Source organism: Amphritea sp. 1_MG-2023, from assembly GCF_030547545.1.
Lineage (GTDB): Bacteria > Pseudomonadota > Gammaproteobacteria > Pseudomonadales > Balneatricaceae > Amphritea.
This window is the reverse complement of the sequence record NZ_JAUOQE010000019.1, coordinates 1-15,057: the sequence shown is the minus strand read 5'-3', so window position 1 is coordinate 15,057 and position 15,057 is coordinate 1. Positions and strand designations below refer to the sequence as shown.

Sequence of the window (15,057 nt, the reverse complement as noted above, 5' to 3'; positions counted from 1 at the left end):
AAATCTAAGGAAAGTATAATGGAACTGAGCAATGGTTTGTTATCAATAGCGAAAAAAATCACCTCTTACGCGCAGAACCTACAGACAGAAGAAGCAACTAAAAATGCTTTAGTTATGCCTTTTTTAAGTCAAGTTCTAGGTTATGACGTTTTCGATCCTAATGAAGTTATCCCGGAATTTACAGCAGATACCGGGACAAAAAAAGGTGAAAAGGTCGATTATGCAATAGTCAAAAATGGTGTAGTACAGATCCTAATCGAGTGTAAAAAAAGTGGTGAAGCTTTATCACTTAAACATGCATCACAGCTTTATCGATATTTTTCTGTCACAAATGCCAGAATAGCTATTCTGACTAATGGTAAAGATTACCAGTTTTATACTGATTTAGATGCACCCAACAAAATGGATGAAAAGCCTTTTTTAGAGTTGGACGTGTCAGATATTGATGATCATGTTCTGCCTGAGTTAGAAAAGTTGACGAAACAGTCTTTTGATGTCGATTCCGTTATTGATGCAGCTGGAGAACTGAAGTATCTGAGCCAAATTAAAAAAGTCATTGCGACTCAAATGAAGCAGCCTGAAGATGATCTTGTAAAGTTTTTTGCTTCTAGGGTGTATGAAGGGATGATTACTCAGAAAGTGCGTGAACAATTTACTGAGCTAACCAGAAAGGCGTTGCTTCAGTATGTTAACGATAAAGTTAATGAAAGATTAAAAAGCGCACTTGACGGGTCCAATGCAAAGTCAGAAGAACCCGAGGAAGAGCAATTAAGTGAGGCTGTTAGTAATGTCGTTGCTGCTGACCCTGATCGAAACATCGTCACGACTGAGGAAGAAATTGATGCTTATAATATGGTTAAGGCTATTGTTAGAGAAGTGATTGAGGTATCAAGGATAGCTGCAAGAGATACGCAGTCATATTTTGGTGTTTTGCTGGATGATAATAATCGTAAGCCTATCTGTAGGCTACATTTTAACCGTACTCAGAAATACATTGGCATACTGGACCATGATAAAAAGGAAACAAGGCACCCAATCAATGAGCTCGATGAGATTTTCGGTTTTGCAGATGCACTCAAAAGCACAGCTACGTCCTATTTGGATTAAGGCTGGAAAATTTAAGCGGGTTAGAGCGCCAGCCAATCGAGTAGGCCTTTAATACTGACTAACAGCGCAGAGGCGCCGGAAACAGCTAATAACATCGGCTTTGCAGAGGTTGTGGATAACTTGCCATCAATTTTTCGGGCTAAAAAGAAACCGAGAAACAGTCCCGGCACTATTTTTAAACTCAGCTGAGCACTGTGCCAGTCGAGGCTGCCTTTATAGATCAGCATTAACAGCGATATGGGCGTGCCGATCAGGAAAAAGGCGGCGATTTCGCTGCGCGCGGTAATTCTATCCTGCTGCTGATAGACCAGTGCGATCGGTGGCCCGCCTACGGAGGTGGCGGTGCCTCCCACACCGGAAAAGAAGCCGCCGATGATCAGGTTGATCGGGGTGGCTGAAATCTTGAAGTGCCAGAGGCTAAGACTCACGGCGGTGAGTACAGAAAAACCGAAGAAAAGGCTGAGCGCATATTGAGGCAGGGCGATTAATAGTGCTGCGCCGCACCAAGCACCGGGGATTCGCGCGATGGAGGCTGGCATGACTCGTCGCCAGCGCAAGGCACTGCGTTCTCGTATGACCATCATCAAGGCCAAACCAAAGCCGACTAATAAGACTGGGCCGGGGACATAAGCGGGGTTGAGTAGATAAAGTAATGGCGCAGCCAGTAGCCCATAGCCGATGCCCACGACCGTTTGCAGGGCTATGCCGCAGGTGACGATTAAAACGGCCAGTAGTTCCGGCAGGGTATATAACATGGTTTTCAGCTATTCACGAGTGAGGAGACAGTATGCCTGTGGATAAGACGAAGGGGTATCTCTAGATTAAAAATGCCCCAGCCAGAGAGGTGCAGTCAATGGTTGGGGCATGGGGTTGATCTAGCGGATGTTAAATCCGTTAGGTCAAACTGACTGTGTGGTGCGGCATATCGTTTAACGACCGCCAGCACCTTGACGAGAGCGTTCGGTATTGGCAACTAAGATACCATCGCCAATACGATTAATCTCAGCCCAGAGTTCGGTATCGATAGCGATACCGTCATCTACGCTTTGCTCTTTATTTAAGCGGATCTGCTCTGCGCTTATATGCCGGGCTTTACGGTTGCCCTGTGACTGTTGCAGTGATGAGGCTAGATTGACCCGTGAACTACAAATAATCGTAAGCGCTTGTTTGTCATCGATCTGTGTTGCTAAGTTTGTCTCCGCTTCACTGTAACTCGGGTAACGTTCGCCGGCTTTGATAGCGGCGGTATGTTCGGTAATCGTTTGACTGCCATTCTGCCAATAAGCGGTGACGCTAATCCCTCGGCGACCACAATCGGTGAGTGCCTTGAGAATAAATATACGGTTATGACAGTTATGCACGGTAACGGTTGCGATACCGTTTTCCAGTGCTTTGGCATGGGCAAGATCGACGGAGGCGGCGATACAGTTCAAGGCGCTACGGTTATGGCTATCGATAACGGCGGCGGTACTGTCTTCATAGATTACGGTACTGAGTGGTTTATCACTATCGTCACGAATATAGGGCAGTGCACTTTGTAACTCTTTAAGACCATCCAGGCCATGTTTTTCCAACCAAAGAATCATATTGGCGGCATCTTCATAATTGCCAACATAGTAAGCCGTGGCTTCAAAGCAGCGCCGTAGCGCCGCTTTCAATTCTGTCATTGAAATATGCATTAGCATGCTCCTTGTGCGCCGGGAGCCAGAGGCATAAACCAGTCGTCATTAAATGTTTTGCCAATATCTTCCAGTAGTGGCGCACCTTGGAACATCGTATTACGGACCCACAACTTAGAGCGTGGATCAAATTTTCCGACACCAAAGCAGGCGAGTTTGGCGCGCAATAGATGCATGGGCATAATCTCGCGATCCAGTAGGTTGGCCTGAATATCACCGTAAAGGCAGCGATTCATACTTTGAATACGGCGCACGATGCCACGTAGCTTGGGCTGTGCAACCATAAAGCGGGCGGTAGAGTGTTGTGGATGCTCGGTTATATAGTCGCACAGCTGGTCATAGCATTTACGCACCGCATAACCGACACCTAACGCCATCTGCTTATCTTTGCCGTCATCTTCGCGGACATCGCCTAAACGAGGCTCCATTTTCTCTTCGGAACGATACCAGAAAGTGTCTTTTGCCCCTTCGGCGGCAAAATCGAGTTTGAGTGCCCACTGATAACGCTGTTCAATCACCTGTTTTAACTGCTGTACCGGCATCACGGGATCAAGGTCGAGAAACTCTTCTGCTGTGTAGTGTTCTTCGAGATCATCCACCAGTTCTGGATAGAGCTCTAACAGTACAGATATCAGCATCTCTTGCCCCTGTAGTGAGCAGTTGGCTTCGCTCCAATGCAGCAGGTTATCCCAGCTTTCGATACCCTGAGCACAATGAGTCTCAATGGCTTGTAAATCTTGCAGCACTAAACGATTGTTTTCGCTTTGCCAGGCATCTTCGGTAACGGTCTGTTGTGTATGGGCGGTGCAGCGTTGTAGTAATTGTGGAAACTGCTGCAGCACTCGCTGATTGATATTGCCCAGTACGCGGATGCGAGCTAATGCCAGCTCTCGCATCTCTATCCACTGATTGATCAGTAACGGATGATTGATTAGGTAGGGCGCCATACCTAAGCCGGTGGAGTTGCCGATACCGAAGAAACGCTTAATATCGGTTTGCATCGGCGTATATGTGTCGGGGCTGCGATGACGCGCGATATGCTCGGCTTGTTGAAGGCTGAAGTTACGTAGCATCAGACAAACAAACATTTCGGCGGCGAATGGACGGGCAAAATCCGCATGGCGAGAGGCTACCTTTTCCCAATCGGCCATGCCGAGTTTGCCACTACCGTAGACGGCGGTGGTGCGATACAGATAGCCTACTCGGGCAATCTGAGCGATGTCAGGCTGTTCACCGCTGGCGAGCTGATCGACAACATAGTCGAAATTACGGGCACTGCGGTTGGCGCGGGAGAGGACAAATACGCGGGCGTCGACACGACCCGCTTCCTGTTTAGGTACATTCTGGCGCAGTTTAGCTAGATATAGATCGTCTATTTCCCCTTCGACCAGCGCCATGGTTAGATCCCATTGAGTGGCAATCACTCGATCATTGCGGTCTTCGGCAGAGAGATAATCGGAAAACAGCACAAAGCTATAGCATTTATGAGGGGTTTTGATGCTGTAAATAACGGTGCCGTAACCCTGTTTATCGAGCTCAAAGTGGCTGGCGCTGATCTGCCAGCGCTCGCGCATAATACGTCGCACCAAGGTACGCATAAAACTTAGCCGACTCTGATGCAGAGCGCCGAGCCTTTCTAAGTTCATCACCTGATCAGCGGGACGCAATGGCAGTGCGTTTTCCCCTCGTAGAGCAGCCTGTATAGCAGCGGGCATGGTCATTGTTATTATCCTCTTAAATAGCCGCACATCGTTTTTTATCATTAAACCTATCGATGTGTCCAAAACCTTAAACAGTGTTTGCTCTGTTCGCTCAACAGCGGGCTAGCATCTCGTTGCAACCCGCAGCGGAACAGGGAGCTAAACGACAAGGCGGTACTTATCGATGTTGTCGTCTCATCTGATGGCTTTATTTGAAAGCCATTTTGAGTGTCCTGTTCGGTTAGGGGTAATCATGGGCTATATCGGGGATAACATACAAATCAGAAGGTTATATCGTTTAATAAGCAAAACTTATCAAATACATCAAACTATTATTTTTTCTATGGATTACGTTGCTGCAGGGCCACTCACGCAGACAATGTTTTTGTCGCTGCTGATTCACACCACATGGTTGCTGGCGAGAATAAAGTCGACGAGAGCCTGTGCTGGGGGTGTCAGTGATTTATTCGTCAATTTGACGATCCCGATTCGACGTACGACCACGGGAGCACTCAGAGGTATAAAACACAGGGTTTGACTGTCTTTAGGGACGGCATAACGGGGCAGGGTGGTGACACCAAACCCGGCTTCTAGCATAGCGATGAGTGAGATCATGCTAGAGACGTAGAACTGTGAATTATGAATCAAAGGCTCCGCCTCACTGCCTTCAAATAAACGCGATGTACCATTACCGATCAACCGGTGGTTACACAGTTCTTGCCAGTGCAGCTCTTTATATTTGGCCAGAGGATGATGGATAGGGCAAACGACGCCGATCTGATCTTCCCAGATCGGGATAAAGGTTTTATCACTGTGTTCCTCTTCGTGAAATAGGTGAGCAATGCCGAAGTCGACCTGTTGATTCTCCACCATGCGATAGACCGCTGAGGAGTTGTCATCGAAAAAGCTGATATGTAAGTCGGGCGTATCGTTAACAAATTCGAATAGCAGTTCAGGCAAGACCTGACTGGCAATCGATGGCACCGATGCGAGCCGCAGGTGACCGGTTTTATGTTCGGCCAGTAGGGTCATGTCTTCGGCAATGCGATCGTGATGCTCAATCAGTTCTTTGGCTTTAGGCAGAAAGTATTTACCAAAGGGGGTTAGCTCGGTCTTGGCAGTTTTCGCATTGCGTTTTTCAAATAGCGATTCACTTAACTTATTTTCGAGATCGCGAACCGATAGCGAGATAGCGGGTTGAGTACGGTGCGCTTTTTCTGCGGCGGCATGAAAGCCTTTAAGTTCGGCCACCCAGACAAAATGACGTAGTTGAGTAATCTTCAGTTCCGGTAGCATCGTCGACTCCAGCCATGTGATGAGGGAAATATCTAAATAAGAAAACCTTATCAGCGAATATTATTTATTAATTATTCTTATTGAATCACAAAATCTATGATGGATCTATCAACATTCAGGAGGTCAATATGTCTGATTCAATTTTTCGTAATTACATTGCAGGTGAGTGGGTAGAGGGTAACAACGGTCATGTCGCTAATGTTAGCCCCGCCGATACCTCTGATGTTATTGGTTTATACGCTCAGGCTGATAAGGCTCAGACAGACGCGGCGATTGCAGCGGCTGCGGTTGGCCAGCTTGAATGGCAAAAGAGTGGCTTAGAGCAGCGTTATTCTGTGCTCATGGCGATTGGTGATGAGTTGATCGCCCGTAAAGATGAACTGGGTGAGTTGCTGGCCCGCGAAGAGGGTAAAACGCTGGCAGAAGGTGTCGGTGAAACTTATCGTTCGGGGCAGTTCTTCCATTACTATGCCGCTGAAGTGTTACGCCAGATGGGTGAAACGGCGGATTCTGTTCGCCCAGGCATTGAGATTGAAACCCGTCGCGAACCCGTGGGTGTGGTCGGTATTATCACTCCGTGGAATTTCCCGACGGCGACCGGTGCGTGGAAGATTGCGCCTGCTTTAGCCTTTGGTAATGCGGTAGTTTGGAAACCCGCTAATCAGGTGCCTGCATCGGCGTGGGCGCTGACAGAGATTATCTCCCGTCAGGGACTACCTGCTGGTACTTTTAACCTTGTGATGGGGCCGGGTGCTGAGGTCGGTGATACCTTGATTAACTCCCGTGGAATTAACGCGCTGACCTTTACCGGCTCATTGGAAACCGGGCGTAAGGTGGCGGCGGCAACGGCGGTTAATCTGGTTAAGTGTCAACTAGAGATGGGCAGCAAGAATGCGCTGGTGGTGCTCGATGATGCGGATCTCGACAATGCGGTTGAGTGTGCCGTTGGTGGTGCGTTTGGTGGCACGGGTCAGAAGTGTACGGCGTCTTCTCGTTTGATTGTGACTGAAGGTATTCACGATCGTTTTGTGGCTGCCATGGTCGAACGGATGAAGCAACTGGTGGTTGGTCATCCGCTGAAAGCCGGTGTTCATATTGGTGCCGTCGCTGATGCTCGGCAGATGGAACAAAACCTCAACTATCTAGCCATCGCTAAACAAGAAGGCGGGCAGTTGGTTTATGGCGGTGAAGTGCTGACAGAAGAGACCGATGGTTACTACATGCAACCGGCGCTATTCACCGAAACCACAAATCAGATGACGATTAACCGTGAAGAAGCGTTCGCGCCTATCGGCTGCATTATCAAAGTGAAGGATTATGACGAAGCCTTGGCGACCCTGAATGATACTAACTTCGGTTTGACCGGCGGTATCTGTACCGAATCACTGAAATACGCGACACACTTTAAGCGCAATGCCAAAACCGGCTGTGTGATGGTGAATCTGCCAACCGCAGGCACCGATTATCATGTGCCTTTTGGTGGCCGCAAAGACTCTAGCTTTGGCCCGCGTGAGCAGGGTAGTTATGCTAAAGAGTTTTATACCGTTGTTAAAACTACCTATATCCGTGGTTAACGGAGGCGAATGATGCACAATTTACAAACACAGCCGGCACATATGGCGCTGCATAACGACCTGATTGTGGTTGATGGCTTACAGTATTCCAACTGGAGTCGGGATATCTTCGAGCAGCTGCGCGATGGTGGTGTGACGATGGTCCATGCAACCATTGTGTATCACGAGCAGATTCGTGAAACCCTGCTACGAATCGCTGAGTGGAATCGTCATTTTGAGATGAACAGCGATCTGATTATGCCGGTGAGAAGCGCTGCCGATATCCGCTTAGCGAAACAGTTAGGTAAGGTGGGCGTCATGTTTGGCGCACAAAACTGCTCACCGATTGAAGATGATATCGGCATGGTTGAGGTGATGCGTGAGCTGAACCTGATGATTATGCAGTTGACCTATAACAATCAGAGTTTGTTGGCTTGTGGTTGCTATGAAGCGCACGACAGTGGTGTCACACGGTTTGGCCGGCAGGCGATTAAAGAGATGAATCGGGTCGGCATGATTGTCGATATGAGTCACAGTGGCGAACGCAGCACGCTGGATGCGATCGAGATTTCTGAACGGCCCATCGTGATCTCCCATGCCAACCCTTCGAGTTTTCATGCGGCTAAACGCAACAAATCCGATCAGGTGCTGAAAGCACTAGCGGAGTCGGGAGGGCTGTTGGGCTTTAGTCTTTATCCGTTCCACCTAAACAATGGGCCGGATTGCAGCCTCAATGAATTCTGCGACATGGTCGCGAGCACCGCCGATATGATGGGGATTGATCATATTGGCATCGGCACCGATCTGTGTCAGGCACAGCCTTTATCTGTGTTGGAATGGATGCGAAATGGCCGCTGGTCGAAGGCGATGGATTATGGCGAAGGCTCAAAAGCCAATGCGGATTGGCCTAAGCCGTTGTCCTGGTTCCGTGATAGTCGGGATTTCCCGAATCTGACTCAGGGGCTGTTGGCACGAGGGTTTAGCGCTACGGAAGTGGGCAAGATTATGGGGCTTAACTGGCTTAACTTTTTGGATGAAGGGCTTAAGCCTCAATAACCTGAGCAGTAGAGAAAAACCGTATAGATAGTTTAAAGCTGTTTATGATTCAGCCAGCTGATCGTCCTGTCTGAATCATAGATTTACCTGATAATTAAGAAATATAAAGATCCGTCAGGAGACGACTATGACTAACGCAACGCAAGCTGTTGTTACCGGACAGCAGGTTTTGAATGATGAGACAGAGATGGCTGGTAAAAAATTATTGGCCGGTGTTGATCTGCCGGTATTTTTGATCAGTGGTGGTGTGTTGGTGCTGTTTGTGGCACTAGCGTTGTACGACATAGACATGATGAGTGGTTGGGTCAATACGGGGTTTGCGATATCGACTCAATATTTTGGCGCTTATTGGCAGGTGCTGTTACTGCTCACCTTCGTCATCGGCCTGATGTTGACGATAGGGCGGACGGGCTCGGTGGTTTTAGGCGGCGTTAAAACCCCAGAAATGCCACGATTTCAGTGGATTTCGGTGATTATGTGTACGCTCTTAGCGGGTGGTGGTGTGTTTTGGGCCGCCGCCGAGCCAATGGCACATTTTACCTCGCCTCCACCGCTGTTTGCGGCGACTGAAACGGGCACGGTTGGTGCGGCTTATAATGCCTTAGCACAGAGTTTTATGCACTGGGGATTCCTTGCATGGGCGATTCTTGGCAGCCTAACCGGCATTGTGTATATGTATCTGCATTATGAAAAAGGGTTGCCGTTAAAACCGCGCACACTGCTCTATCCGGTGTTTGGCGATAAGGTAATGACCGGCCCTTTTGGTGCGCTTGTTGATTCCAGTTGTGTGCTAGCCGTCGTGGCTGGCACCGTTGGACCTATCGGCTTTCTGGGGTTACAGGTTAGCTTCGGTTTAGAGAAGCTGTTTGGTATTCCTGACACTTATACCACTCAGGTGATGATCCTAGTGGCCTTAATCTGCATCTATACGCTCTCGGCGGTCACGGGGGTGACTAAGGGGATTCAAATACTGAGCCGAGCGAACGTGATTCTTGCCGTGATTCTGATGGCCTTTATTTTACTGTTTGGTCCGACCGCTTTTATTATCGACGGCTATTTGCAGTCTTTCGGTATCTACCTGAATCAGTTTCTTCCAATGGCGACGTTTCGGGCTGATACCGGCTGGTTGGATTGGTGGACGGTATTCTTCTGGGGTTGGTTTTTAGGTTACGGCCCATTGATGGCGATGTTTGTCGCGCGGATCTCTAAGGGACGCACGATTCGTGAAATGATCCTGTTGATCTCGGTTGTGGCACCGATTATCACTTGCTTCTGGTTCACCATTGTTGGCGGCAGTGGGCTAGCCTATGAACTGGCCAATCCAGGGGTGATCTCTGAGCCTTTCACCGGCTTTAACCTACCGGCGGCGCTGCTGGCGATTACCGATCAGTTACCCATGGGCTTTATGATCTCGGTGCTGTTTCTGGTGTTAACCACTATTTTTGTGGCCACCACCGGTGACTCAATGACCTATGCCGTCTCGATGGTGATGACCGGTACAGATCATCCGCAGAGTTCGGTGCGCGTATTCTGGGGTGTCATGATGGGGGTTGTGGCCGCTTTATTAGTCTCGATAGGCTCCGGTGGTATCTCGGCACTGCAGTCATTTATCGTTATTACCGCCGTGCCAGTGTCACTTGTTCTGTTGCCCTCGCTTTGGACGGCACCACAAATTGCCCGCAAGATGGCGGACGAGCAAGGCTTGTAATGCGGTTGATATCCACCGTTTAGGAGGGCCAAACAGAAGGTTTGCCTGAGCGATCAATATCGCCGGGCAAACATTATGTGAGGCACCGGCTTTATTTATATATTTAAAAGTGAATTGCTATGAAACACGCTGTAAAAACAGATCTGTTTGCCTCGAAAGCACCGCTTGAGTGGGCTGTTATTGCCAATGGTCAATTATCCACCGCGCAGATTCCGATCAATGCGCAAGGGCAAGTGGTGGACGGCGGGATTGAAGCTCAAGCACGCCAAACGATGGACAACTTTAAACACACCATTGAAGCGGCTGAGCTGACGATGGATGATGTAACCCAAGTACTGATATATGTGACTGATCGCGATTTGTTACCGGCCTTTAATCGAGTGTATGCAGATTATTTCACTGCACCTTATCCAAATCGTGCCGCAATGGTGGTTGCGGGGCTCGCGCGGGAAGAGATGCTGTGTGAAATCGTTGCCTATGCGGCGGTGCCTAGTCTTTGAATAGAACGTTGCTTTGAACTTGTGATATGTCTTAAAAACCGCCTTATGGCGGTTTTTTAAGTTGTAGCTTTGTTGATGCTGTTTTTTTATTTACGCCATTTGGCCCAGGGATCATCGTTATCGGTTACGGATTCAGAGGAGGCCGATGCGGGTCTCGAAGGTTTCCTGCGTTGTTTATCCCGCGCATTTTCCTCTTTACTCGAATAGCCCTGCTTACCCTGAGAACGGCTAGTGCGGTAGCTTTTAGTTTTATTATGCTCGGCTGCTTTGAGGGCTTGTTTTTCACGCATCCGTTCGGCATCTTCGAGGCTCAGCTCTGCCGGTTGCCGAGGTGTTTGACCTTCAGGAATGATGCGATCTCTAGGTGATAGATCAAACTGTTCAGATGAGACGCGTGGCAGATTTTTGAATTTATAGAGATAGAACAACTCAACCTTTTCCCGTGCCCAATCGGTTTTCTTGAGAAACTTAATGCTGGATTCAATACTGGGGTTGGTCTTGAAGCAATTGATGTTGAGGTAAGCGTAAAGAATCTCAAACCCATAATGATCGACTATCTGAGTTAATAACTCTTTTAAGCCGAGACCGTGTAGTGGGTTATTTTGGTAGTTGATCTCGTCTGTCATAATGATGCCCGGCAATCGCTGCCTGTAAGTGTGCTGAATAGGGTTAAGTATGGGCATCATACCTGTCGCCGTCCAGACAACCTAGTGTAAAGCCGTGATTGCAACTGAATTTAGACCCCTGCACCGAGTGGTGGATGGTTCGGTGTCCCTATGATCCATCATCATGAGTGAGGCACTGAAGAGATAACAGTGATATCCGAGTGTGTCTATCCGTCATATTGCCATCTGTTGTCTTGATATCGTTCTGTTAAACTGAGAAGGTGCAACGATAAAAATAATTGCAAGGGATTCCTATGCCATCTGTGAGCAACGCCATTATCCGTATCAAAAACCTGCGATTACGCACCTATATTGGTTTTAATCCAGAGGAGCGCGAAAAGCTACAAGATGTCGTCATCAATATCGAGATTCATTACCCTGCGGCCAAAGCGGCGATCAGTGATGATGTTGAAAGAGCGCTCAACTATAAAGTGGTCTGTAAAGATATTATTCAGCATGTGGAAGAGGGGCACTTTTTATTACTAGAAAAGCTGGTCGGTGATGTGTTGGAAATAGCCACGGCTCACCCGTGGGTGACCTTCGCCAGTGTGACCATTGATAAGCCTCATGCGCTACGGTTTGCTGATTCAGTGTCGCTGACGTTGGAAAAGCACTGCTGTGAGTCTTCAGGCGAATTAAATCGATAGACATAGGGCGGCGACTCATTGATCGCTTGTATCGATAGTTCAGAGCTATAGCCTTCGAGATAGCGTCTTGTTTATCTATAATCCTGATAGCAGTTAAGGTAATATATTCGGCTCTATTAAATGTTTTGATTCAATAGGTTTGGCTGAAATATGTTGCTAATGATCGATAACTACGACTCGTTTACTTACAATGTCGTGCAATATCTGGGTGAGTTAGGCGCTGATGTTCAGGTGTATCGTAATGATGAAATTACCCTAGAACAGATTGAGGCGCTTAAGCCTGATCAATTGGTCATCTCTCCAGGCCCCTGTACCCCGAATGAAGCGGGTATCTCCGTTGCGGCGATTAAATACTTTGCCGGTAAACTGCCTATTTTCGGTATCTGTTTGGGCCATCAGAGTATGGGTCAAGCCTTTGGTGGTGATGTGGTGCGTGCCCGTCAGGTGATGCACGGTAAAGTATCGCCCGTTTATCACCATAATACTGGGGTCTTTAAAGGGTTGGAAAATCCGGTTTCTGTGACGCGCTATCATTCGTTGGTGATCGATAAAAACACGCTACCCGATTGTCTTGAAATAACAGCCTGGACTCAGAACGAAGACGGCTCTGTGGATGAGATCATGGGGGTTCGGCATAAAGAGTTGGATCTCGAAGGGGTACAATTTCACCCAGAATCGATCTTGACTCAGCAAGGCCATGATTTGTTGCAAAACTTTTTGAACCGAGGATAACAAGGTCACAATGGATATCAAACAAGCGCTGGCGCGGGTGGTCGAGCATATCGATCTGAGCCGTGATGAAATGGTTGACGTTATGCGTCAAGTGATGACGGGTGAATGTTCCGAATCACAGATTGCCGGTTTTCTCATTGCTCTACGGATGAAGAGTGAGTCGATCGATGAGATCACTGGCGCCGCGCAGGTGATGCGTGAGTTGGCGACGCCGGTGAAGGCGACGGCCGCGCCGTTGGTTGATATCGTTGGCACCGGTGGCGATGGCGCCAATTTGTTTAATGTGTCATCGGCGAGTGCATTTGTAGCGGCGGCTTGTGGCGTGAATGTCGCTAAACACGGTAACCGAGGCGTCTCTTCTAGTAGTGGTAGTGCCGACCTGCTTGAACAAGCGGGCATTAGCCTAGAGCTGAGTGCTGATGCGGTGGCGCGCTGTATCGATGAAGTAGGTGTAGGCTTTATGTTCGCGCCGGGCTTTCATGGTGCGATGAAACATGCCATCGGTGCCCGTCGAGCCTTAGCGACGCGAACATTATTTAATATTCTTGGGCCGATGACCAATCCGGCGGGCGCACAACGCTTGGTGATTGGTGTCTTTAGCAAGACACTCTGTCGACCGATGGCCGAGGTGATGCAGCAACTCGGTGGCGAGCACATCATGGTGGTGCATGCCGAGGATGGCTTGGATGAGATTAGCCTCGCAACTCATAGCTATGTGGCCGAATTGAAACACGGAAGCATTTCGGAATACCGCGTCTCACCTGAAGATCTTGGCATTGAAAGTCGAAGTTTGATCGGTTTAGAGGTCGATAGTCCTGCAGAGTCGTTAGCGCTGATTCGTAAAACGTTTGCTGGAAATGATGATAGCGTGGCGAAGAAAGCCGCGGCGATGATTGCGCTGAATGCTGGTGCGGCCATTTACTTGAGTGGTCAGGCAGATAGCCATAAAGCGGGTGTAGCACAAGCACTGGCGGCGATTGAGTCGGGCGCCGCACTGAAAAAAATGCAACAGTTGGCTGATTTTAGTCAGTCATTGAATGGTTGAGTTAACGATGACAGATACACCCACCATATTAAAAAAAATCATTGCTCGTAAACATGAAGAAGTGGCAGAACGCGCCGCGAAGGTCAGTCTTGATGAGTTAAAAGCAACGATTGAAAAGCAGCAGGGCAGTGCGTTTGATCCGCGTGGTTTTGCCTCGAGTCTCGCAAATACGCTGGCGGCTGGTCGCTCTGCGATTATTGCGGAAGTGAAGAAAGCGAGCCCATCTAAGGGCGTTATTCGTGATCCTTTTGTGCCAGCAGAGATTGCCCGTTCATATCAGGCGGGCGGTGCCAGTTGTTTGTCAGTATTGACCGATGCCGACTTTTTTCAGGGCAGTGAAGCTTACTTGATGGAAGCGCGCGCGGCGTGTGCATTACCGGTGATCCGTAAAGACTTTATTGTCGACCCTTATCAGGTCTATGAAGCGCGTGCCATAGGGGCGGATTGTATTTTGCTGATTGTTGCCGCGTTGCAAGATCAGCAGATGGCCGATCTGAACGCCCTAGCCGCCGAGCTAGGCATGGATGTGCTGATCGAAGTGCATAATCAGCAAGAGTTAGAGCGTTCTCTGCCGTTAGGCAACCGTTTAGTGGGAATCAATAATCGCGACCTACACAGTTTTGAAGTTTCACTCGATCATACCTTTGATCTGTTGGATATGATTCCAGAGGATCGCATTGTGGTGACCGAGAGCGGCATTCAAACGCGTGCCGATGTGATGGCGATGCGAGAGCATCATGTTGATAGCTTCCTGGTGGGTGAAACCTTTATGCGAGCCGACGATCCAGGCGCTAAGTTAGCCGAACTGTTTGTTCAATAATAACGATTTGAAGAAGATACAGCGATTATGCAAGCAAAAGTAAAATGGGACGGCGATGTTCGTTTCAAAGGAACTACCGGTTCTGGGTTTGATATCACCTTAGATGGCGAACTCAAGCAGGGCCCACGGCCTATGGAAATGATTCTATTGGGCTTGGGCGGATGCACCTCTTATGATGTAGTGGGTATTCTGAAGAAAACTCGTCAAGATGTGGTGGATTGCGTCGCGGAAATTGATGCAGAACGTGCCGATGCCGTACCTGCTGTTTTCACTAAGATTCATGTTAAGTTTATCGTCTCTGGCCGTGATTTGAATGAGAAAAAAGTGGAACGGGCCGTGAAGCTGTCGGCAGAACAGTATTGCTCAGCCTCCTTGATGCTGGAAAAAGGCGGTGTTGAAATTACTCACAGTTTTGAAATCGTTGAAGTCGAGTAAGCGTCGCTGTTCTGATTGTGTTTGGGGAGGCCGAGGGTTAGGGAAGGTGCGAATAAGTCCGTTATGTTCTCTGCGGCCATTAGAATGGCCAGATACGCGAAAGCCAGTGCAGCG

Annotated in this window: 15 protein-coding genes; 10 read left to right on the top strand and 5 right to left on the bottom strand. The window is 48.6% G+C overall.

All coding sequences use genetic code 11. The features are described from left to right. The first annotated feature begins 18 nt into the window (after positions 1 to 18). Positions 19 to 1,107, top strand: a complete 1,089-nt coding sequence (locus tag Q4488_RS11245) for a type I restriction endonuclease (RefSeq protein WP_303580567.1) — start codon at positions 19 to 21, stop codon at positions 1,105 to 1,107. 20 nt (positions 1,108 to 1,127) lie between these two features. Here the strand turns inward: Q4488_RS11245 and Q4488_RS11240 are convergent, their stop codons facing one another. The 4 genes from Q4488_RS11240 to Q4488_RS11225 form a co-directional block, all read right to left on the bottom strand. Then, a complete protein-coding gene (locus tag Q4488_RS11240; protein ID WP_303580566.1) occupies positions 1,128 to 1,862 on the bottom strand; it encodes a sulfite exporter TauE/SafE family protein in 735 nt (244 codons plus the stop codon). A gap of 174 nt (positions 1,863 to 2,036) precedes the next feature. Further along, positions 2,037 to 2,786: a DUF3726 domain-containing protein gene (locus Q4488_RS11235; protein WP_303580565.1), complete on the bottom strand. Its 750-nt coding sequence runs from the start codon at positions 2,784 to 2,786 to the stop codon at positions 2,037 to 2,039. Continuing rightward, positions 2,786 to 4,507: a hypothetical protein gene (locus tag Q4488_RS11230; protein WP_303580564.1), complete on the bottom strand. Its 1,722-nt coding sequence runs from the start codon at positions 4,505 to 4,507 to the stop codon at positions 2,786 to 2,788. The genes Q4488_RS11235 and Q4488_RS11230 overlap by 1 nt, the downstream gene beginning before the upstream one ends. A gap of 378 nt (positions 4,508 to 4,885) precedes the next feature. Then, on the bottom strand, positions 4,886 to 5,782 hold the full coding sequence (locus tag Q4488_RS11225; protein WP_303580563.1) for a LysR family transcriptional regulator: 897 nt from the start codon (positions 5,780 to 5,782) through the stop codon (positions 4,886 to 4,888). A gap of 128 nt (positions 5,783 to 5,910) precedes the next feature. Here Q4488_RS11225 and Q4488_RS11220 point away from each other — a divergent pair, with 128 nt between their 5' ends. From Q4488_RS11220 to Q4488_RS11205, 4 genes are all read left to right on the top strand, one after another. After that, positions 5,911 to 7,356 (top strand): aldehyde dehydrogenase family protein, encoded by a 1,446-nt coding sequence (locus Q4488_RS11220; RefSeq protein WP_303580562.1) that lies wholly within the window; start codon positions 5,911 to 5,913, stop codon positions 7,354 to 7,356. Between the two features lie 48 nt (positions 7,357 to 7,404). Beyond that, positions 7,405 to 8,391, top strand: a complete 987-nt coding sequence (locus tag Q4488_RS11215; RefSeq protein ID WP_303580633.1) for a dipeptidase — start codon at positions 7,405 to 7,407, stop codon at positions 8,389 to 8,391. Between the two features lie 187 nt (positions 8,392 to 8,578). Then, a complete protein-coding gene (locus Q4488_RS11210) occupies positions 8,579 to 10,099 on the top strand; it encodes a BCCT family transporter (RefSeq protein WP_303580632.1) in 1,521 nt (506 codons plus the stop codon). 119 nt (positions 10,100 to 10,218) lie between these two features. Then, positions 10,219 to 10,599 (top strand): RidA family protein, encoded by a 381-nt coding sequence (locus tag Q4488_RS11205; protein WP_303580561.1) that lies wholly within the window; start codon positions 10,219 to 10,221, stop codon positions 10,597 to 10,599. Between the two features lie 86 nt (positions 10,600 to 10,685). On the opposite strand, the gene Q4488_RS11200 is transcribed toward Q4488_RS11205, so the two are convergent. Continuing rightward, the gene (locus Q4488_RS11200) at positions 10,686 to 11,285 is read right to left on the bottom strand and encodes a VF530 family DNA-binding protein (RefSeq protein ID WP_303580560.1); all 600 of its coding nucleotides are present in this window, start codon (positions 11,283 to 11,285) and stop codon (positions 10,686 to 10,688) included. Positions 11,286 to 11,518: 233 nt separating this feature from the next. On the opposite strand from Q4488_RS11200, the gene folX reads away from it, so the two are divergent. The 5 genes from folX to Q4488_RS11175 all read left to right on the top strand — a co-directional run bounded on the left by folX (position 11,519) and on the right by Q4488_RS11175 (position 14,943). After that, the gene (gene folX / locus Q4488_RS11195) at positions 11,519 to 11,911 is read left to right on the top strand and encodes a dihydroneopterin triphosphate 2'-epimerase (RefSeq protein ID WP_303580559.1); all 393 of its coding nucleotides are present in this window, start codon (positions 11,519 to 11,521) and stop codon (positions 11,909 to 11,911) included. A 150-nt stretch (positions 11,912 to 12,061) separates the two neighbouring features. Next, the gene (locus Q4488_RS11190; protein WP_303580558.1) at positions 12,062 to 12,643 is read left to right on the top strand and encodes an aminodeoxychorismate/anthranilate synthase component II; all 582 of its coding nucleotides are present in this window, start codon (positions 12,062 to 12,064) and stop codon (positions 12,641 to 12,643) included. A gap of 10 nt (positions 12,644 to 12,653) precedes the next feature. After that, on the top strand, positions 12,654 to 13,688 hold the full coding sequence (gene trpD, locus Q4488_RS11185) for an anthranilate phosphoribosyltransferase (protein ID WP_303580557.1): 1,035 nt from the start codon (positions 12,654 to 12,656) through the stop codon (positions 13,686 to 13,688). A gap of 7 nt (positions 13,689 to 13,695) precedes the next feature. After that, positions 13,696 to 14,508 carry an indole-3-glycerol phosphate synthase TrpC gene (gene trpC, locus Q4488_RS11180; protein WP_303580556.1) on the top strand — a complete coding sequence of 271 codons (813 nt, stop codon included), beginning with the start codon at positions 13,696 to 13,698 and terminating at the stop codon, positions 14,506 to 14,508. 27 nt (positions 14,509 to 14,535) lie between these two features. Next, a complete protein-coding gene (locus tag Q4488_RS11175) occupies positions 14,536 to 14,943 on the top strand; it encodes an OsmC family protein (protein WP_303580555.1) in 408 nt (135 codons plus the stop codon). Positions 14,944 to 15,057 lie beyond the last annotated feature (114 nt).